Origin of the sequence: Polaribacter sp. SA4-10, from assembly GCF_002163835.1 — a bacterium.
Taxonomy (GTDB): domain Bacteria; phylum Bacteroidota; class Bacteroidia; order Flavobacteriales; family Flavobacteriaceae; genus Polaribacter.
The window spans coordinates 264,275-283,726 of record NZ_CP019331.1 but is presented as its reverse complement, the minus strand read 5'-3'; the positions used below and the strand labels follow the sequence as shown (position 1 = coordinate 283,726).

Genomic DNA, 19,452 nt, shown 5'->3' with positions numbered 1-19,452 from the left:
ACTTTTGCATTGTGTTTATGTACAATCGACGAATTAATATGACAAATAAGTTATTATTATTATTTATTCTTGTTTTTTTTTCCACTAAATTATCTAGTCAAAATGAACAAAATAGAAAAACAATTAAAACTACAAGAGTTAAAAAAGCACCAAAAATTGATGGAATTTTAGATGATAATGTTTGGAAAAATGCAATAGTTTGTACAAATTTTGTTGTTTTTAGACCTGCCAACGGAGAACTTGTTTCTGATGAGTATCAAACTACCGCAAAAGTTATTTATGATGATGATGCAATATATATTTCTGCAATGATGTTAGATCCAGATCCTATAGGCATTCCAAGAGAATTTGCTACTAGAGATAATTTTAGTCAAGCAGATTTCTTTTTAGTGACTATTAATCCGAATGATGATGGTCAAAATCCTTTTGAATTTGTTGTTCAGAGCACAGGAAACCAAGCAGATGCAAAAATATCAAATGGTCGTGAAGACTTTAATTGGAGCGCTGTTTGGAAAAGTGCCGCCAAAATAACAGAGAAAGGTTGGAATGTAGAAATGAAAATTCCATATAGAGCAATTCGTTTTGCAAATGAACCGATACAATCTTGGGGTTTTAATTTTCATAGAAGACTAGAAAAATTAAACGAGAAACATAGTTGGACGCATATTGATAATTCTGTTGGAAGATGGACACAATATGATGGCTTAATAACAAATTTTAGAGACATTAAACCACCAACAAGATTAAATTTATATCCTTATGCATCTGCAGCATCTACAACTTTTGAAGGAAATACAGATTTTAATTGGAGTGCAGGTATGGATATAAAATATGGTTTAACAGAAAGTTTTACATTAGATGCTACTTTGATACCGGATTTTAGTCAAGTTGGTTTTGATGATGTGGTTTTAAACCTTGGTCCTTTTGAACAGCGTTTTACAGAGCAAAGACAGTTTTTTACTGAAGGAACAGAACTTTTTAATATTGGTAGATTGTTTTACTCTAGAAGAATTGGTGCCGCTCCAATTGATCAATTCGATGTGTCTTCAACATTAGTAGAACAAACTAACTTTGATACAGATGGTAAAAGAGTTACAGAAGAAATTATAGATTACCCTGGTAAAGTTTCTATGTTAAATGCCGTAAAAATTTCTGGAAGAACAAAAAAAGGTTTAGGTATCGGTTTTTTCAATGCAATTACAGAGAAGACAGATGCTACCATTAGAACTAAAACTGAGCAAATAAATGGAAGTACAACCAATGAGACTATTACAAACAGAAAAGAAGTTATTAGTCCTTTTACAAATTACAATATTTTAGTCTTAGATCAACAGTTTAATCAAAACTCTACAGTTTCTTTAATCAATACAAATGTTACGCGTGATGGGCGCTTTAGAGATGCTAATGCAACAGCTTTAGATTGGCATATAGAAACTAAAGATAGCAAATACAATGTAGATGGATCATTTAAAATGACCGCTATTTCTGATGATAAAGAGAACCCAAACAATGGTTATAATTATGACACCAGTATTGGTTATAATTCCGGACACTGGAACTGGGAAGCAGGATATTACGCCGTAAGTAAAGATTACAACCCAAATGATTTTGGGATTCAATTTAGAAATAACAGACAAACAATCTACGGAAAAGCGGGATGGAGAACTTTACAGCCGACAAAAAAATACAATAGATATAGCATTAATTTTACGAATCGATTAAATTTTCAACATTTCTCAGGAACATTTACTGGTTATAATATTAGAACAAACTTTGACGCCCAAACAAAAAAACGTTTTTCATTTGGTGGAAATTTAAACTACGAATCAGAAGAAAAAGATTTCTTTGAACCAAGACAAGGCTCCACAAGTGGTATCTATTTTTTACAGCCTGAAAGAAAAAATATTAGCGGATATATTTCTACAAATTCTCAAAAGAAATTAGAATTAAATGCAAATGCTTATTATACAAGTTATAGTAACAACCCAAAGTCTGGTTATGGTTTTAGCTTTGCTCCTCGTTTTCGATTTACAAATAAAATTTCTTTACGTTACAGGTTAAATTTCAATAAAACAAAGGATGATCAAGGTTATGTTGATGAGGATGCTACAAACATCATTTTTGGAATGAGAGATCGTAAAAATTATACAAATTCAATTTCAGGAAAGTATAACTTTAGTACAAACTCCTCTTTATCATTAAGTTTTAGACATTATTGGGGCGCTGTTAAGTACAACAGTTACCACAACTTAAATGCAGACGGAAACTTAGATACAAATAATGATTATACAGGTGAAGACATCAACTTTAATAGTTGGAATATCGACTTGAATTACATTTGGCAATTTGCTCCTGGAAGTCAGTTAATTGCATTTTATAGAAACTCAATATTTAATGAAGACTCCAATTCTAACTTAGATTTTTTCAACAATTTAAATAATCTCTTTGAACAATCACAAAGCCATATATTTTCTGTAAGGCTTGTATATTTCATAGACTATAATAAAATTAAAAAAATATTCTAATTTTTTTAATGGCTATTTAATAATTTGAGTTGAAATCAGAAGTACAGCAATGTATTTCTGATTTCTTTTTTATACTTTTGGTTCAAAGTTTTATATATGATTATTGGTAAAAATATTCACAAATATTATGGTGATGTAGAGGTTTTAAAAGGAGTTGATTTACACATCAAAAAAGGTGAAATTGTTGCTATTGTTGGTCCATCAGGCGCAGGAAAAACAACATTACTTCAAATTTTGGGTACTTTAGACAAACCTCTAAAAGAACAAAACTTCGAATTATCCATTAATCAAATGTCTTTAAAAGACTTGTCAGACAAAGAGCTCTCTTCGTTTAGAAATAATCACATTGGTTTTATCTTTCAATTTCATCAATTATTACCAGAATTTACAGCATTAGAAAACGTATGTATTCCTGCATTTATTGGTAAAAAACCAAAACAAGAAACCGAAAAAAGAGCTAAAGAGATTCTTGATTTTCTGGGCTTATCGCACAGAATGAACCACAAACCAAATGAACTTTCTGGAGGAGAGCAACAACGTGTTGCAGTAGCTAGAGCATTAATTAATAATCCAGCAGTAATTTTAGCCGATGAACCAAGTGGAAATTTAGATAGTGAATCTGCAAAAAACTTACATGAACTATTTTTTAAACTTCGTGATGAATTTGGACAAACATTTGTACTTGTTACGCACAATGAAGAACTTGCAGAAATGGCAGACAGAAAATTAATAATGAAAGATGGAAAAATTCTTGAAAACAATTAATATTGATGACAAAAAAAGAACTCAAAGAATTCTTAGACGAAAAAGTTGTTTTATATAACAATCCAAAATTTATTGAGTCAGATCCAATTCAAATTCCACATCGTTTTTCTTTAAAAGAAGATATTGAAATAGCGGCTTTTTTAACAGCTATTATTTCTTGGGGAAACAGAACCATGATTATTAAAAATGCGTCTAAAATGATGGATTTATTAGACAATTCTCCTTATGATTTTGTTTTAAACCATCAAGAAAAAGATTTAGAAACTCTAAACAACTTTGTTCACAGAACTTTTAATAATATAGATTTACAACAGTTTATTAAATCATTACAACATATCTATAAAAACCATGATGGTCTAGAAAGTATTCTTTCCATTAAAGACAATTCAACTACATATCAAACAACAATTTCTGAATTCAAAAATGTTTTTTTTGAAGTTCTACACCAACAAAGAACACAAAAACATATTTCTGATCCATTAAAAAATTCTGCCGCTAAACGTATAAATATGTTTTTACGTTGGATGGTTAGAAGCGATAAAGCTGGTGTAGATTTTGGTCTTTGGCAAAAACACAATCCAGCAAACTTATCTTGTCCTTTAGATGTACATTCTGGCAATGTAGCTAGAAAATTAAAACTACTTTTAAGAACTCAAAATGATTGGAAAGCTGTTGCTGAATTAGACAAAAACTTACGTAATTTAGACAAAAAAGATCCTGTGAAATACGATTTTGCATTATTTGGTTTAGGCGTTTTTGAAAAGTTTTAATAAGAAATTAACAACTGTTTTAAATATTGCTTTAATTGTAATAAATTGGTCTATCTAAAATTTTTACAAAATGAAAATATACACCTATTTTATTCTTTTTTTTCTTAGCTTTTCTTCCAGTGCTCAAGACAACAGAATTCCATTAGACACAACAATTGTTACTTTAAATTCAGTTACAATTAAAGGAAAAAAAATTCCATATAAAGCGATAACCGGTATGCAACCTGTTTGGAACAGTACTGGAAAAATTGTTGCCTCTTTATATTATACTTATTATTCAAGAACTGACATTAAAGATAAATCTAAAAGGCCGATTATAATGTCTTTTAATGGAGGTCCAGGATCTGCCTCTGTTTGGATGCATATTGCATATACTGGTCCCAAAATTTTAAAAATTGATGACGAAGGAAATCCAATACAACCTTATGGAATAAAGGACAACCCATATTCTATTTTAGACGAAGCAGATATTGTTTTTATAAACCCAGTTAATACTGGTTATTCGCGTCCTGTGATAGAAAAAGGAGAAAAAATAGATGAGAAATACTTCTTTGGTGTAAATGCTGATGCAAAATATTTAGCAGATTGGTTAACCACCTTTATGACACGAAATAATCGTTGGTTATCACCTAAATATATTATTGGAGAAAGCTATGGAGGTACCCGTGTTATGCAGCTAGCAAATGAATTACAGAGCAGACAATGGATGTATTTAAACGGAGTAATTATGGTTTCACCTGCAGATTATAAAATTATTAGATCTAGTGGTTCAGAAGATATTGCTATGAATTTACCATATTTTACAGCAACTGCCTGGTATCATAAAATGTTACCTGAAGATCTTCAGCAGAAAGATTTAGAAGAAATTTTACCAATGGCAGAACTTTTTTCTTATAATGAACTTCTTCCAGCAGTATCAAAAGGAGGGAACATTTCTGATGCAGAAAGAAATCGTGTTGCTGAGAAAATGGCTCGATTTACAGGAATTAAAAAAGGTGTTTTATTACAGCAGAATTTAGAAATGAAACCAAGCTTCTTCTGGAAAGAACTTTTACGTGATACCAATGGAAAAACTATTGGACGATTAGACAGTAGATATTTAGGAATTGATAGACAAGAAATTGGCACAAGGCCAGATTATAGTCCAGAACTAACCTCTTGGCTGCATTCTTTTACGCCGGCAATAAACTACTACACACAAAATATTCTAAAGTTTAAAACGGATGTAAAATACAATATGTTTGGCCCTGTTGGTACTTGGGATTTTGAAAATGAAGATGCGCGTGAAAGCTTGCGAAAAGCGATGGCTAGTAATCCGTACTTGCACCTTTTAGTGCAGTCTGGATACTATGATGGTGCAACTACATATTCTGTTGCAAAATACACCATGGGAAAAATTGATCCTAGTGGAAAAATGAAAAACAGAATGAGTTTTAAAGGCTACAGAAGTGGACATATGATGTATTTGCGTAAAGAAGATTTAGAAAAATCGAACGAAGATTTACGTGTTTTTATTAAAAAAAGTTCAAGAAATATTGGACCGGCTAAATATTAATTTATTTTTTGATGCAGTTTAAAAACCCAGAAATTCTATACTTTTTAGCACTACTAATCATCCCTGTTCTAGTGCATCTTTTTCAATTGCAAAAGTTTGTAAAAACACCTTTTACAAACGTTGCTTTTTTACAGAAATTGGCTCAAGAAACGCGCAAAAGTTCTCGCATAAAAAAATGGTTAATTTTAGCCACAAGACTACTCTTATTTACAGCGATACTTTTTGCTTTTTCTCAACCTTATTTTAGCGACAAAAAAACAAATAAAAAACAACACACTTACATCTATTTAGACAATTCTTTAAGTACAAACACCAAAGGAGAGAAAGGTAATTTATTACAAGTTTCAGCAAAAGAAATTATAGAAAATGCTGCTGATCAAGATACTTATTCTTTGCAAACTAACTCAGAATATTACTCAGAAATCAATAAAAAAGAGCTTAAAAATATTCTTATAAAGGTAAAGAACACCTCAAAACATTTAGATATATCAACGGTTTTTCTTAAAATTAATAATCAAAATAAAAGTAAAATAAATACTTTAACTAAAAATATATTAATATCTGATTTTCAGAATACTTACATTAATAAGTTTACAAATGTAACACTTCCTTTTTCAGCTATTAAACTAGCAGCTTCACAAAAAAACAACATTTCTATAGATAGTGTATTTATTAGCAATACGAACACAACCAATTTCACAGTAAATGTTATTATAAAAAATCAAGGAGCTGCTAAAAACAACATACCTATTGCAATTTTTAATAAAGAAAATTTAACAAGTAAACAATCCTTCTCTATCGACGAAGATAGAAAAAAAATAATTCAATTTACGATTCAAAATCAAGGTAATTTTTTAGGGAAAATTAAAATAACTTTAAACGATACTTTCTCTTTTGACAACACCTTTTATTTCAATCTAAATTCCACCCAAAAAATCGTCATTCTATCCATAGGAAAAGAAGCCAATTTTTTACCTAAAATTTACAACAAAAAAGAATTTAATTTCACTAGTTCAACAATACAAAATGTAAACTATAATGACATCCCAAAACAGCAATTAATTATTTTAAATGAACTAGAATATATTCCTGAAATCATTTCTAAAAGCTTAGTAAATTTCTCTGAAAATGGAGGAAATTTAGTAATAATTCCAAGTGAGATTTCTAACATAAATTCGTACAATTCATTTCTCAAAAAAATAGTTACAGCAGAAATCAAATCAAAAAAGAAAGACACTTTAAAAATCACCAATATTAATTACAGTCATCCATTATTTAATAATGTATTTTCTAAAAAAGTTACTAATTTTCAATATCCTAAAGTAGAAAGCTACTACCCTATTTCTTCAAAAAATAGTAGTAATATTGTATCTTTTGAAAACGGCAGTTCATTTATATCTCAAATTAAAACCAGTAAAAGTAGTATTTATTGGATCTCTAGTTCGCTTAACAAAAAGAATAGCAACTTCTTTAAATCACCTTTAATAGTGCCCGTTTTTTATAATTTTGGGAAATTAAGCTTCAAACACACGCAACTATACTATATAATAAATGAAGAAAACAAAATTGACATTGAGACTAAATTAGTCAAAGATGAAATTTTAACCATTTCTAATTCAGAAAATTCATTTATCCCGCTTCAACAAAATTTTCAAAACAAAGTAAGCATCACTATAAGAGACCAGCATTTAACTTCAGGGTTTTACACTATTTTAAAAGACAAAGAAACTATTAATACACTTGCTTTTAATTATCCAAAAGAGGAAAGCTTATTAACCTTTATGGATATTAATAAACTACAGAAAACAAATAAGAACATTACAATTTCTTCATCCATAAAAGATGTCTTTCAAGAAATAAACAAAAAAAATGAAGTTCATTCAATTTGGAAATGGTTTTTAGCTTTGGCAATTGTATCTTTGTTCTTAGAAATTTTGATTTTAAAATTCTATAAACCATGACCACGCTTATAAAATCGGCAACGATTATAGACTCTTCAAGCCCATATCACAATCAAAAAAAAGACATTTTAATTATTGACGGTAAAATCAATAAAATTGAAAATTCTATTTCAGAAAAGAAAGATTATCAAATTGTAGCACAAGAAAATTTACATGTTTCTTGTGGCTGGTTTGACACAAGTGTTTCTTTTGGAGAACCCGGTTATGAAGAAAGAGAAACTATTAAAAACGGGTTAAATGTTGCTGCAAAAAGCGGTTTTACTGCTGTTGCTGTAAATGCAAACTCAAATCCTGTAATAGATAACAAATCTGCTGTAGAATTCCTAATTAACAAAGCGAATGGTTTTGCTACAAAATTATACCCAATTGCAGCTTTAACAAAAGGTAGCAAAGGAGTTGAAATGGCAGAATTGTATGACATGCAACAATCTGGCGCAATTGCTTTTGGTGATTACAATAAACCAATTGCAAATGACAACTTGATGAAAATTGCACTTTTATACGCGCAAAATTTTAACGGCTTAGTCTTAAGCTTCCCAAAAAATAATTCTATTGCTGGAGAAGGAATTGCAAACGAAGGAATTAATAGCACAAAATTAGGGCTAAAAGGAAATCCTGCTTTGGCAGAACATTTACAAATTGCTAGCCATTTATTTCTACTAGAATATACGGGAGGTAAATTACATATTCCAACAATTTCTACTGCAAAATCTGCTAAATTAATTAAAGATGCAAAAAAGAAAGGTTTACAAGTTACTTGTAGCGTTTCTGCGCATCATTTAGTTTTAACGGATGATGAATTACATGGTTTTGATAGCAACTTTAAAACAAACCCACCACTAAGAACAGCATTAGACATTAAGGCTTTGCAAAAAGCAGTTAAAACTGGCGTAATTGATATAATTACATCAGATCACAACCCAATTGATGTAGAACATAAAAAAGTAGAATTTAGTCAAGCTAAAAACGGAACAATTGGTTTAGAAAGTGCTTTTGGCGCAATAAATTCAGTTTTAGCTTTAGACCATTTTATCGAAAGTATCACTTCTAAACCAAGAGCAGTTTTTGGCCTAGAACCAATTTCTATTGCAGAAGGAAAAATAGCTGATATTTCACTTTTCAATCCTGAAAAACAATATACGTTCACTAAAGAACACGCCATATCTACCTCTAAAAATAGTGCCTTTTTTAATAAAAAAATGAAAGGAAAAGCATACGGTATTTTCTCAAACAAACAACTGATTTTAAATTCATAATACATTGGAAAACCATACTATAAAAGAAGGTAAAACTGCTGCACTTATAAGTTACATACCAGTTATTGGAGCGCCAATTGCTTTCTTTTTAAATAAGAATAAACGAAATTATTTTGCTAGTTTTCATATTAGACAGACGTTTGGCTTAAACATTCTATACTTCATAAATAAATGGATTGTTTATGAATATTTTGGATTAACAGCTTTCAATATTGGAAAAGGTGGGGTTTTAGTACTTTTTATATTGGGTGGTTTAGGTGCCCTCAGAGAACAGCAAAAACTAGTACCATTACTAGGAGATAAGTTTCAAGAATGGTTTAAAAATATTTAATTTTTTATGAGTGATTTACATTATCTGGTTAGAAAACCAAAAAAAACAATAGCACAACCGCCACTTTTAATTTTATTGCATGGTTACGGAAGTAATGAGCAAGATTTATTTTCATTTGCAGAAGAATTACCAGATGATTTTTTAATCATTAGCGCACAAGCACCTTTTTCTATGGGTTTTAATGCATATGCTTGGTATTCCATTAATTTTGATGATAAAAACGGGAAGTTTTCAGATTTAGAACAAGCAAAAGAATCTATAGATAAAATTGCTGTTTTTATTGATGACATAAAGAAAAAGTACAATACAAACCCTGATAAAACATTTTTATTAGGCTTTAGTCAAGGTGCAATTTTAAGTTATTCGTTAAGTTTTTTCTACCCAAACAAAGTGCAAAATGTTATTGCTTTAAGCGGTTATATTAATACTGAGTTATTACCAGAAACTATTTCTAAAGATATTACAACAAGTTATTATTCTTCTCATGGTTCTGTAGATCAAGTTTTACCTGTAGAATGGGCAAGAAAATCGAAACCTTTTTTAGATAATTTAAATTTAAAAAGTAGTTATTCTGAATACCCTGTTGGCCATGGAGTTGCTCCACAAAACTTTTATAGTTTTAAAACTTGGATTGAAGAACGCTTATAGTTTAGTTTTTCACTAAACTTATTTTCATAGAACTTTGCTAACTAACTTTATGAAACATTAAAACGTTAAATAAACGCTTTAACGTTGCTAACAATTTTGAAATCGAGCCAATTTAATTAATTCTGATAATCTTCAGAACCCCATTTATCCAAACTTCTTAAAATACCCTCAAGTGATTCGCCTCTATTCGTTAAGCTGTATTCCACTTTAGGAGGTACTACAGGAAAAATTTTTCTGGAAATAAGCCCATCTTTTTCTAAATCTCTTACTGTTTGGGTAAACATTTTATTTGAAATACCTGGAATTTTCTTCTGTAATATTCCTGAACGCAAGTCGCCTTCTAATAAATGAAATAAAATTAAAGGTTTCCATTTTGTCCCTATTAAATTCATTGTATAATTTAATGGACAATTATTATCTTTATTCAAAATTAACTTTTATATTATTGATTATCATTATTTTACTCGTTTGGGTAACTATACCACTTTTTAGTAAGTTATTGCCAATTAAACAAATATAGATTAATTTTACAATCTAAAATACAACTTATGACAACTAATAAAAATTATCCAAAATCATTTTCACATATCGGTATAACAGTTCCAAATATAAAAGAAGCAGTAAAATTCTATTCAGAAGTAATGGGCTGGTACATAATTATGGAACCCTCAAGAGTCAAAAAGGAAAAGGAAACTGCCATTGGTCAAATGTGTATTGACGTTTTTGGAAACGATTGGACTGAATTTGAAATTGCTCATTTAGCAACTTCAGATGGAATTGGAATCGAATTATTTTCCTTTCCGAACGGAATTAAAGAAGCACCTGAATTTAACCCTTTCAATACTGGCCTATTTCATTTTTGTGTGCAAGACCCAAATATTGAAGAACTCATTGATAAAATTCTGTCCTATGGAGGAAAACAAAGAATGCCAATCAGAGAGTACTATCCGAATGACAAGCCTTTTAAAATGTGCTATGTTGAAGACCCATTTGGAATTGTTTTTGAAATCTACACACATAGTTATGAACTGACATATTCTTCAGGTGCTTATTCAAAATAAAAACCAGTTAGCAACCAGGTATATAAAAAATAGCGAAGAAACTGCAAGCCTGAAAAGGTTGTACTTTTTTTTTGTAGATTTAGTTTAACTGAAAAATCTATGATTATTAATCGCTACATTTCATAAACAAACCGTTAGAAAAAAACCCAAAAATATACTTTTTAAAATATTCAATTCACTAAAAACTATACTTTCATTTAAACTACCTTTGCAAAAAAAAATATTCAATGCAGTTTTCTGACTTACATTTAAATAAATCTATCTTAAAAGCAGTTAAAGAAGAAAGGTTTCACATACCAACTTTAGTGCAACAAAAAGCAATTCCTTTAGTTTTAGCTAAAAAGAATGTAATTGTTGCTGCACAAACAGGTACAGGAAAAACGGCTGCATTTGCTTTACCTATTATTCACCTTTTGTCTGAAAAACCAGCAACTGAAAATAAAGAAAAAAAGATAAAGTCAGTAATTGTTACACCAACTCGTGAATTGGCACAACAAATTCTAGAAAACTTTAATAGCTTTTGTAAATATTCCGATTTAATAGCAACTGCTGTTTATGGTGGTGTATCTCTAGAGCCTCAAAAAGAAATACTTGCAAATGGTATAGATATTTTAATTGCAACTCCTGGTAGACTTATAGATTTAAACCTACAAGGGCATATAGACTTAAGCGCTATTGAAATATTTGTTTTAGATGAAGCAGATTTAATGTTAGACATGGGTTTTATAAACGATGTTAAGAAAATAGAACGTTTATGTCCATCAAAAAAACAAACACTTCTTTTTTCTGCTACGATGCCAGAAAAAATAGTAGAACTCGCAAAATCTACATTAAAAAACCCTGTAAAAGTTGAAATTAACCCAGAAGAAACTTCTTCAAAAAATATAGGACAACTACTTTATTATGTTCCTAAAAAGAATAAAACCGATTTATGTTTACATCTTTTAAGAAATACAATTAATGGTAAAATTATTATTTTTAGAAGAACAAAAATTGGTGTTGACAAATTAGAACAAACGCTTCTTAAAAATAATTATAAAGTAGCGAGTATTCATGGAGATAAGTCTCAAGCAATACGTAACAAAGCAATTGAACAATTTAAAGACAAAAAAGCAACTATTTTAATTGCTACAGACGTTGCTGCTCGTGGAATTGATATTAATAATGTAGATGCAATTATTAATTTTGATATTTCTAATGTTCCTGAAACGTATATTCATAGAATAGGAAGAACTGGTAGAGCAGGAAAATCTGGAATTGCATTTTCTTTCTGTAGTCCAGATGAAAACGCCTATATTAAAATGATTGAAGCACTTTTACAAAGACCTATAAAAGTAATTGAAGAGCATCCTTACCCCGTTTCAAAACCAAAACATAAGAAAAAGCAACCAAACACTGTTAGTCCAAACAAAAAAGGAAGAAAATCTGAAGCTTCTAAAAAGAATAAGAAACGCTGGTATTAATTTAGGCTAAATACAACTAAGAATGATTAAAAATTCATAGCTATAACTGCAGCTAAAAACTTATATTAAAATAAATTTAATAAAAATCTATACTTCAATTTTTAAACCATCAAATGCTAAAAATACATTTTCTGGTAATTGATTAGAAACAGCTGCATGAAAACCTAACTTATGACTTATGTGGGTAAAATACGTTCTTTTGGGTTTTAACTCTTTCACAAAATCTAATGCTTCTTGAAGATTAAAATGTGTAGGATGTTCCTCTATTCTAAGTGCATTTACAATTAAAACATCTAAGTTTTTTAGTTTTTCCTTTTCTTCTTTTTCAACAGTTTTAACATCTGTTAAATAAGCAAAATTTTGAATTCTGTATCCCGTAATTGGTAAATTACCATGTGAAATACGAATAGGCATTACTTCTCTTTCATTGATAAAAAAAGAAGCTGTGTCAACCAAAATCGGCTTTACACTTGGTGCACCAGGATATCTATTCTCTTTTGAAAAAATATATTGAAACCGTTCTTCTAAACTTAACAACGTTTTTTTATTTAAATAAATTGGCATCTCTCCTATTTGATAACAAAAAGGACGTAAATCATCTAAACCAGCAGTATGATCTGCATGTTCATGTGTAAATAAAACACCATTTAAAGAATGTACATTTTCACGTAACATTTGCTGTCTAAAATCGGGCCCACAATCAATTACATAATTTAAACCATTTAATGATATTAAAATAGAAGAACGAAGACGTTTATCTTTTAAATCTTTAGATAAACAAACAGGGTGATTACTTGCAATCATAGGAATGCCTTGAGAAGTTCCTGTACCTAAAAAAGTAATCTTAATTTTTGTCTCTTCTATATTCATTGAAACAAAAATAGCATAAAAATTGACTGATAGCACTCTATTTTAGTACATTTGTTTCCACTAACAAAAAAAGAACTATGGCAATTTCTTTAAAAGGAGATCAAGAGATTAGTAGTGCACCAACTACTAAAAGTAAGGCACTTAGAATTAATTTAAATTCAGATATTTACGGAACGTTTGCAGAAATTGGCGCAGGTCAAGAAACAGCGCGTAATTTCTTTAGATCTGGTGCTGCTTCTGGTACAATTGCAAAAGCAATGAGTGCGTATGATAAAGATTTTTCTGATGCTATTTATGGCATGGAAGAAGATAAACGTTACGTGTCACAACCGCGTTTACAAAGAATGCTAGGTCATGAAATAGATTTGATGGAAGATCGTTTAAGCCGTCAAAAACATCCAGATAAATTATTTTTTAGTTACGCAAATACAGTAACAACCATAGATTTTGCTAGAAAATTTAAAGGACATGGCTGGGTTGGTATCCGTTTTCAATTAGATCCTTTAGAAGGCTATAATGAAATTATTTTACATCTTAGGTTTAAAGAAACAGACGCTCGTTTACAGCAAGAAACTCTAGGTATTTTAGGAGTAAACTTAATTTATGGTGCTTTTTATTTAAATGATAATCCTAAAGAACTTGTAAAATCTTTTTATCATAATTTAAATGATGACCAATTAGAAATTGATATGATTAATTTCTCCGGACCTCGTTTTATGTATGTAGACAACCGTTTAATGAGTTTACAATTACTTAAAAACAAAATGACAAATGCAGTAATGTTTGGTTCTGATGGCAACAACTTATTACCTGCACAAGTTTTATACAAAAAGAACATTTTAGCTTTACGTGGTAGCTTTAGACCTGTTACGAAAGTGAATATGGAGATGTATAAAAAATCCAAAAAACTCTTTCTAGCAGAAAATAAAGTAAAGGAAGAAAATACTCAAGTTATTTTTGAAATAACATTAAGTAACTTGACTTCTGAAGGTAAAATTAATGAACGAGATTTTCTTGACAGAGCAGAATTACTTTGTTCTCTTGGACAAAATGTAATGATCACTAATTTTCAGCAATACTTTAAATTAGTAGAATATTTTAGTGAATTTACAAAAGAAAGAATGGGATTAGCAATGGGAGTTAATAACCTTATTCAAATTTTTGACGAAAAATACTACCGTAATTTAAGTGGTGGTATTTTAGAAGCTTTTGGAAAACTTTTCTATAGAGACTTAAAAGTTTATATGTATCCATATCACGACCAAGAATCTGGAGAATATATTAACAGTGAAAACCTTAAAGTTCATCCAAGAATGAAAGAACTGTATAAGTTCTTTAAAAATAACGGAAAGCTTGTAGACATTGATGATTTTGATAAAGAAATTTTAGATATTTTTTCTAGAAAAGTCTTGAAAATGATCGTGAACGGAGAAGAAGGTTGGGAAGAAATGTTGCCAGAAGGGATTTCTGAAACAATAAAACAAAAAAGATTATTTGGGTATTCAAGATCTAGAGTAAAAAAATAATTTTATTTTAAATTAAACCTTTTAGTTAAAACTACGTCTTAATAAAAAATGCTTAATTGACAGATGAAATAATTTTAATAGAAGAGCTTAAAAATGTTCAAACTAGAGAAAAAGCGTTTCGGAAATTAATTTCGACATATAAAGAACGTTTATATTGGCACATCCGTAAAATTGTGATTTCTCATGATGATGCAGATGATGTTTTACAGAACACTTTTATTAAAGTTTTTAAAAATATTGATAAATTCAAACAAAATAGCAAGCTCTATTCTTGGATGTACAGAATCGCTACAAATGAAGCTATTACTTTTATCAATAAAAGAGCAAAAGAAAGAAATATTGATATTTCTGAGCTACAACAAGAATTGGTTTCAAATTTAGAAAGTGATGCTTGGTTTTCTGGAGATGAAATTCAGATTATTCTACAAAAAGCGATTGCAACCTTACCTCAGAAACAACAACTTGTTTTTAATATGAAATATTTTGATGCGTTAAAATATAATCAAATGTCAGAGATATTAGAAACTTCTGTTGGAGCATTAAAAGCATCTTACTTTCATGCTGTAAAAAAGATAGAAAAATATATTAAGACAACAGTAAATTAAACCTTTACTAAAATTAAATGTCTAAAGAATAGATGAATACAGAATTGAAAAATAGCATTGATTACATTACCAAAAAAATTGGTAAAAATACTTGTTTTACAACACCAACAAATTATTTTGATGGCATAGAAACTCGTTTTTCAAATCAAATATTAGAAGATAAGCTTCCTAAAAAGGAAAACTTTTCTGTTCCTAATAACTATTTTAATTCACTAGAAGACAATATCTTAGATAAAGTTTCATCACTTAAAAAAGAAACAAAAATAATTACATTACGTTCAAGAATTATACGCTTTGCTCCTTTTGCAGCTGCCGCTGCTATACTTTTATTTATTGGTATTAATAATTTTACTTTTAACACAGTAGAGAATGTAAATTTTGATTCTATTTCAGATTCTGATATAGAAAATTGGTTAGTAAACAATGCTAATAATGTAAATAATGATGATTTAACATTTGTTGCAGAAACAATAGATTTAGATGATAGTGAGTTTTTATCAAACTCAATTAATGATTCTGATTTAGAAGAATATTTAAATTCTTTTGAAACTACATCACTTTTAAATGAATAAAAAAATGAAAAAAAGAACATACATACTTATCCTTGCTTTTTTTAGCTTTAGTATTTCTACATTTTCTCAGATAAATAAAGAAAGTAAAGAAAAATTAAGAGCTTTAAAAATTTCTCATATTACAGAGCAATTAGAATTATCTGAAAAAGAAGCAGAAAAATTTTGGCCAATTTATAATGCTTATAATCATAAATTGTATGATTTAAGAATGACTGATAAATTTGATATTAAAAAACAAATAGAAAGTTCTGGAGGCATTGACAATATTAGTAATAAAGAAGCTAAAATAATTACTGATAAAATATTAGACATTGATAAACAAATGTATACAGCTAAAGTAGCGCTTTTTTCTAAGTTGAGTAAAATAATATCTTATAAGAAAATTATTAAGCTTCAAAAAGCAGAAAGAGATTTTCACAGAAAACTTCTTAAGAAATACAAAGAAAGAAGAAACAGAAATAAATAAAAAAAAGGAAGCATACTATATGCTTCCTTTTTTTTATTATTTAACCAATGCTAAACAAACATATAACTCTGGTTTGTTTGCTGTAAATTGTTTTAACCAAATTGTTAACTCATCAATCTCATAAGGCAACAATCTATTTAACGCTTTCTCTAATTCTTTGCAAAATAAATCTGAATTAAAGCTCACTTTTTTTAGTACAGTTTTAGTGTACTCAAACATTGCTCTAGCCATTTATAATAACGTTTATATTAATTTAACGTAAACTATTACGTTTTAGTATAAACAAATTTAATAAAAAAGACCATCATTTAAAAAATGATGGTCTTAAATTTTTGTTTAATAAATGTTAAGATTATAAATTACTAATCTTTTCTACTAAACCTTTAGCTTTCGCTTCTAATTCTTCATTAAGTGCTTTAAAATGTGCTTTTTTGTTCTCAACATTTTTAGCATTTACTTTTGCTACTAAATTATCAAACGTTTCAATAGCCTCATCTATAATAGCATCTCCTTTTTTAGGTTCGCTTTTTAAAGCAGAAACATCTAATGCATACTCAATAACATCACCTAAAACGTAATTAATATCTTTTTTTAAGTTTTTTATACTTGCCATAATCTTCTTTATTTTAAAAGTGCAAATTTAGTGTTTTTATTTAAAAAAGCGTTAAAACTTCTTTTATATTTATAACTGTTTTATATTCTGTAGTAGATTCTTGGTCATTTGAGACTTCTTCATGTGCCCAAGTTGTATGAAAAGGAACATGAATTGCAGAAGCTCCTACCTTAACAAGCGGCAAAACATCTGATTTTAAAGAATTACCAATCATTAAAAGTTCTGAAGGTTTTATATCTAAATGCTTTATTAGTTTTTTGTAATCTTTTGGTTTTTTATCGCTCATCACTTCTATATGATGAAAATATTGTAACAAATTAGATTTTTCTAACTTTCTTTCTTGATCTAATAAATCGCCTTTTGTTGCTAAAATTAATTTATATTTTCCTTGTAAAGATTGTAAAACTTCTTCTACTCCTTCTAACAATTCAATGGGCTTATCTAACATCTCTTTACCAATGTTTAAAATGGCTTCAATTTTATCTTGAGGTATTTTATTATTAGATAATTCTAAAGCACTTTCTACCATAGAAAGCACAAAACCCTTAACTCCATAGCCATACAAAGAAAGGTTCTTTATTTCCGTCTTAAAAAGCTCTTGATCTATTTTGTTTTCTGTTTCATATTTAGAAAGTAGTTTTGCAAATTTGCCTTCTGCTTCTCTAAAGTACGTTTCATTCACCCAAAGAGTGTCATCAGCATCAAAAGAAATTACTTTTATATCTTTATACATACCTGTAAGGTTAAAGTTTTAAAAATTGTTTTGCTTTTTCTAAATCTTCAGGAGTATCAATTCCAACAGCTTCAACATCAGTTTCTACCATTTTAATTTTTTTTCCAATTTCCTGATATCGAATCGCTTCAATTTTTTCTGCAGCTTCTAGAGGCGTTATAGGTGTATGATAAAAATCTATTAATGCTTGCTTTCTAAAGGCATAAACTCCTTTATGTTTAAAATATTTAACAGCTACATCTTTATCTCTATAAAAAGGAATTACGCTTCTAGAAAAATAAATTGCCAAATTATTTATATCAGTAATTACCTTAACATTATTTGGGTTTTCTATATCTTCTTTATTGGTAATCTGAACTTTTAAAGATGCTAAATCTATTTCTTTTTTAACATCTTTTTTAAAAACATCTATTAATTTTGATAAAGAAACTTCATCGATAAAAGGTTCATCTCCTTGTACATTAATTACAATATCTGCATCAATATTTTCTACAGCTTCTGCAATTCTATCAGAACCACATTCGTGCTCTTTCGTACTCATTACTACTTTTCCTCCAGCTTCAGAAATATTTTTAAAAATCGCATCAGAATCTGTAACTACATAAACTTCATCAAATAAATTAGTATGTAAAGCAGCTTCATAAGTCCTTAATATAACTGATTTTCCGCCTAAATCTTTCATCAACTTTCCAGGGAAACGAGAAGCACTGTAACGTGCAGGAATCATAGCTATTATTTTCATTTATTTCATTTTATTTAATGTAAACTTCTAATAATTCTGATTTTCCTTCTGAAGAAATAGAAATATCTTTAATACAAGCAGGAACTAAAATAGTTTCTCCCATCTCTAATTTTTCTGATTGATTGTTGTACTTAAATACGACACTGCCTTCTACACACAAATAAATCACAAAACTATCTTTGTCTGAGTGATTTATAGATATTTCACCTTTTATTGGCAGAACATTGGTTGTAAAATACGGACAAGAAACAATTTCTGAAGATGTATTTTCCGTTTTAGAATAGGCTGTTTTATAATTTTCTTTTGCAGAATAATCTATTGCATCAATTGCTTCTTCTGTATGTAAATCTCTAAAGGTTCCATCTGGGTTTGGTCTGTCCCAATCATAAATTCTATAAGTAATATCTGATGTTTGCTGAATTTCTGCCAACAAAACTCCTGCTCCAATTGCATGAACTCTACCTGTAGGAATAAAATAAACATCTCCTTTTTCTACTTCATCAACATTTAAAATATCAATTAACTTTTTATTTTCTAAGTGCTTAATATATTCTTCTGAAGTAACTTCTTTCTGAAAACCAACAATTAAATTTGCTTTTTCATCAGCTTGCATTACATACCACATTTCTGTTTTTCCAAAAGAGTTATGACGTTTTTTAGCCAAATCATCATGCGGATGTAACTGTATACTTAATGCTTCTTTTGCATCAATAAATTTGATTAAAAGTGGAAACTTCTCACCAAAATGTTTGTAGATTTTTTCTCCTACTAAATCACTTCTATAATCTAAAATTAATTGCTTTAAATCTTTACCAGCTAATTTACCATTAGAAACTATTGACGTATCTCCTTCAACATCAGAAATCTCCCAACTTTCTCCAATATCCTTTCTATCCGATTTTTTGTTTAATAAAGTAGCTAATTTTTCTCCACCCCAAATTTTATCTTTTAAAATTGGTTCAAATTTTAATAATTGATTCATTTTCATCT

21 protein-coding genes are annotated in these 19,452 nt (G+C 29.0%); 14 read left to right on the top strand and 7 right to left on the bottom strand.

The window, feature by feature from the left end; translation table 11 throughout:
- Positions 1–38 precede the first annotated feature (38 nt).
- The 8 genes from BTO04_RS01270 to BTO04_RS01235 all read left to right on the top strand — a co-directional run bounded on the left by BTO04_RS01270 (position 39) and on the right by BTO04_RS01235 (position 9,811).
- Positions 39–2,525, top strand: coding sequence for a DUF5916 domain-containing protein (locus BTO04_RS01270; protein ID WP_087562763.1), 2,487 nt, complete (start codon positions 39–41; stop codon positions 2,523–2,525).
- A 96-nt stretch (positions 2,526–2,621) separates the two neighbouring features.
- Positions 2,622–3,290: an ABC transporter ATP-binding protein gene (locus BTO04_RS01265; protein WP_087562762.1), complete on the top strand. Its 669-nt coding sequence runs from the start codon at positions 2,622–2,624 to the stop codon at positions 3,288–3,290.
- Between the two features lie 5 nt (positions 3,291–3,295).
- Positions 3,296–4,060, top strand: a complete 765-nt coding sequence (locus tag BTO04_RS01260; protein WP_087562761.1) for a TIGR02757 family protein — start codon at positions 3,296–3,298, stop codon at positions 4,058–4,060.
- Positions 4,061–4,130: 70 nt separating this feature from the next.
- A complete protein-coding gene (locus BTO04_RS01255) occupies positions 4,131–5,615 on the top strand; it encodes a S10 family peptidase (protein ID WP_087562760.1) in 1,485 nt (494 codons plus the stop codon).
- Between the two features lie 11 nt (positions 5,616–5,626).
- Positions 5,627–7,576: a BatA domain-containing protein gene (locus BTO04_RS01250; RefSeq protein WP_087562759.1), complete on the top strand. Its 1,950-nt coding sequence runs from the start codon at positions 5,627–5,629 to the stop codon at positions 7,574–7,576.
- Positions 7,573–8,832, top strand: a complete 1,260-nt coding sequence (locus tag BTO04_RS01245) for a dihydroorotase family protein (protein WP_087562758.1) — start codon at positions 7,573–7,575, stop codon at positions 8,830–8,832. The genes BTO04_RS01250 and BTO04_RS01245 overlap by 4 nt, the downstream gene beginning before the upstream one ends.
- 4 nt (positions 8,833–8,836) lie before the next feature.
- Positions 8,837–9,163: a hypothetical protein gene (locus BTO04_RS01240; RefSeq protein WP_087562757.1), complete on the top strand. Its 327-nt coding sequence runs from the start codon at positions 8,837–8,839 to the stop codon at positions 9,161–9,163.
- 6 nt (positions 9,164–9,169) lie between these two features.
- Entirely contained in the window at positions 9,170–9,811 is a 642-nt protein-coding gene (locus BTO04_RS01235; protein WP_087562756.1) for an alpha/beta hydrolase, read from the top strand.
- Between the two features lie 116 nt (positions 9,812–9,927).
- Here the strand turns inward: BTO04_RS01235 and BTO04_RS01230 are convergent, their stop codons facing one another.
- Positions 9,928–10,203 (bottom strand): helix-turn-helix domain-containing protein, encoded by a 276-nt coding sequence (locus BTO04_RS01230; RefSeq protein ID WP_087562755.1) that lies wholly within the window; start codon positions 10,201–10,203, stop codon positions 9,928–9,930.
- A gap of 156 nt (positions 10,204–10,359) precedes the next feature.
- On the opposite strand from BTO04_RS01230, the gene BTO04_RS01225 reads away from it, so the two are divergent.
- Together BTO04_RS01225 and BTO04_RS01220 are read left to right on the top strand one after the other, a co-directional pair.
- Complete coding sequence (locus tag BTO04_RS01225) at positions 10,360–10,872, top strand: VOC family protein (RefSeq protein ID WP_087562754.1); 513 nt, start codon at positions 10,360–10,362, stop codon at positions 10,870–10,872.
- A gap of 227 nt (positions 10,873–11,099) precedes the next feature.
- Positions 11,100–12,335, top strand: coding sequence for a DEAD/DEAH box helicase (locus BTO04_RS01220; protein WP_087562753.1), 1,236 nt, complete (start codon positions 11,100–11,102; stop codon positions 12,333–12,335).
- 87 nt (positions 12,336–12,422) lie between these two features.
- Here BTO04_RS01220 and BTO04_RS01215 read toward each other — a convergent pair whose 3' ends face one another.
- Positions 12,423–13,205 carry an MBL fold metallo-hydrolase gene (locus BTO04_RS01215; RefSeq protein ID WP_087562752.1) on the bottom strand — a complete coding sequence of 261 codons (783 nt, stop codon included), beginning with the start codon at positions 13,203–13,205 and terminating at the stop codon, positions 12,423–12,425.
- A 77-nt stretch (positions 13,206–13,282) separates the two neighbouring features.
- Between BTO04_RS01215 and BTO04_RS01210 the strand changes: the two genes are divergently transcribed.
- Genes BTO04_RS01210 through BTO04_RS01195 form a run of 4 tightly spaced genes read left to right on the top strand, consistent with a single transcriptional unit; the run spans position 13,283 to position 16,374 of the window.
- On the top strand, positions 13,283–14,731 hold the full coding sequence (locus BTO04_RS01210; RefSeq protein WP_087562751.1) for a nicotinate-nucleotide adenylyltransferase: 1,449 nt from the start codon (positions 13,283–13,285) through the stop codon (positions 14,729–14,731).
- A gap of 56 nt (positions 14,732–14,787) precedes the next feature.
- On the top strand, positions 14,788–15,336 hold the full coding sequence (locus BTO04_RS01205) for an RNA polymerase sigma factor (protein WP_087562750.1): 549 nt from the start codon (positions 14,788–14,790) through the stop codon (positions 15,334–15,336).
- A 32-nt stretch (positions 15,337–15,368) separates the two neighbouring features.
- The gene (locus tag BTO04_RS01200) at positions 15,369–15,908 is read left to right on the top strand and encodes a hypothetical protein (protein ID WP_087562749.1); all 540 of its coding nucleotides are present in this window, start codon (positions 15,369–15,371) and stop codon (positions 15,906–15,908) included.
- Between the two features lie 4 nt (positions 15,909–15,912).
- Complete coding sequence (locus tag BTO04_RS01195; protein WP_157662402.1) at positions 15,913–16,374, top strand: sensor of ECF-type sigma factor; 462 nt, start codon at positions 15,913–15,915, stop codon at positions 16,372–16,374.
- A 36-nt stretch (positions 16,375–16,410) separates the two neighbouring features.
- Here BTO04_RS01195 and BTO04_RS01190 read toward each other — a convergent pair whose 3' ends face one another.
- The 5 genes from BTO04_RS01190 to BTO04_RS01170 all read right to left on the bottom strand — a co-directional run bounded on the left by BTO04_RS01190 (position 16,411) and on the right by BTO04_RS01170 (position 19,444).
- A complete protein-coding gene (locus BTO04_RS01190; protein ID WP_087562747.1) occupies positions 16,411–16,605 on the bottom strand; it encodes a hypothetical protein in 195 nt (64 codons plus the stop codon).
- Between the two features lie 121 nt (positions 16,606–16,726).
- Complete coding sequence (locus tag BTO04_RS01185) at positions 16,727–16,987, bottom strand: hypothetical protein (protein WP_087562746.1); 261 nt, start codon at positions 16,985–16,987, stop codon at positions 16,727–16,729.
- 40 nt (positions 16,988–17,027) lie between these two features.
- Complete coding sequence (locus BTO04_RS01180) at positions 17,028–17,720, bottom strand: HAD family hydrolase (RefSeq protein ID WP_087562745.1); 693 nt, start codon at positions 17,718–17,720, stop codon at positions 17,028–17,030.
- A 10-nt stretch (positions 17,721–17,730) separates the two neighbouring features.
- On the bottom strand, positions 17,731–18,462 hold the full coding sequence (gene kdsB / locus BTO04_RS01175) for a 3-deoxy-manno-octulosonate cytidylyltransferase (RefSeq protein WP_087562744.1): 732 nt from the start codon (positions 18,460–18,462) through the stop codon (positions 17,731–17,733).
- Between the two features lie 10 nt (positions 18,463–18,472).
- The gene (locus BTO04_RS01170) at positions 18,473–19,444 is read right to left on the bottom strand and encodes a type I phosphomannose isomerase catalytic subunit (protein ID WP_368356255.1); all 972 of its coding nucleotides are present in this window, start codon (positions 19,442–19,444) and stop codon (positions 18,473–18,475) included.
- Positions 19,445–19,452 lie beyond the last annotated feature (8 nt).

What these genes read in the sequence shown, in the direction of transcription:
- BTO04_RS01270 (WP_087562763.1), top strand. Translation starts at nt 39, where the DNA reads ATGACAAATAAGTTATTATTATTATTTATTCTTGTTTTTTTTTCCACT.
- BTO04_RS01265 (WP_087562762.1), top strand. Translation starts at nt 2,622, where the DNA reads ATGATTATTGGTAAAAATATTCACAAATATTATGGTGATGTAGAGGTT.
- BTO04_RS01260 (WP_087562761.1), top strand. Translation starts at nt 3,296, where the DNA reads ATGACAAAAAAAGAACTCAAAGAATTCTTAGACGAAAAAGTTGTTTTA.
- BTO04_RS01255 (WP_087562760.1), top strand. Translation starts at nt 4,131, where the DNA reads ATGAAAATATACACCTATTTTATTCTTTTTTTTCTTAGCTTTTCTTCC.
- BTO04_RS01250 (WP_087562759.1), top strand. Translation starts at nt 5,627, where the DNA reads ATGCAGTTTAAAAACCCAGAAATTCTATACTTTTTAGCACTACTAATC.
- BTO04_RS01245 (WP_087562758.1), top strand. Translation starts at nt 7,573, where the DNA reads ATGACCACGCTTATAAAATCGGCAACGATTATAGACTCTTCAAGCCCA.
- BTO04_RS01235 (WP_087562756.1), top strand. Translation starts at nt 9,170, where the DNA reads ATGAGTGATTTACATTATCTGGTTAGAAAACCAAAAAAAACAATAGCA.
- BTO04_RS01230 (WP_087562755.1), bottom strand. Translation starts at nt 10,203, where the DNA reads ATGAATTTAATAGGGACAAAATGGAAACCTTTAATTTTATTTCATTTA.
- BTO04_RS01225 (WP_087562754.1), top strand. Translation starts at nt 10,360, where the DNA reads ATGACAACTAATAAAAATTATCCAAAATCATTTTCACATATCGGTATA.
- BTO04_RS01220 (WP_087562753.1), top strand. Translation starts at nt 11,100, where the DNA reads ATGCAGTTTTCTGACTTACATTTAAATAAATCTATCTTAAAAGCAGTT.
- BTO04_RS01215 (WP_087562752.1), bottom strand. Translation starts at nt 13,205, where the DNA reads ATGAATATAGAAGAGACAAAAATTAAGATTACTTTTTTAGGTACAGGA.
- BTO04_RS01210 (WP_087562751.1), top strand. Translation starts at nt 13,283, where the DNA reads ATGGCAATTTCTTTAAAAGGAGATCAAGAGATTAGTAGTGCACCAACT.
- BTO04_RS01200 (WP_087562749.1), top strand. Translation starts at nt 15,369, where the DNA reads ATGAATACAGAATTGAAAAATAGCATTGATTACATTACCAAAAAAATT.
- BTO04_RS01195 (WP_157662402.1), top strand. Translation starts at nt 15,913, where the DNA reads ATGAAAAAAAGAACATACATACTTATCCTTGCTTTTTTTAGCTTTAGT.
- BTO04_RS01190 (WP_087562747.1), bottom strand. Translation starts at nt 16,605, where the DNA reads ATGGCTAGAGCAATGTTTGAGTACACTAAAACTGTACTAAAAAAAGTG.
- BTO04_RS01185 (WP_087562746.1), bottom strand. Translation starts at nt 16,987, where the DNA reads ATGGCAAGTATAAAAAACTTAAAAAAAGATATTAATTACGTTTTAGGT.
- BTO04_RS01180 (WP_087562745.1), bottom strand. Translation starts at nt 17,720, where the DNA reads ATGTATAAAGATATAAAAGTAATTTCTTTTGATGCTGATGACACTCTT.
- kdsB (WP_087562744.1), bottom strand. Translation starts at nt 18,462, where the DNA reads ATGAAAATAATAGCTATGATTCCTGCACGTTACAGTGCTTCTCGTTTC.
- BTO04_RS01170 (WP_368356255.1), bottom strand. Translation starts at nt 19,444, where the DNA reads ATGAATCAATTATTAAAATTTGAACCAATTTTAAAAGATAAAATTTGG.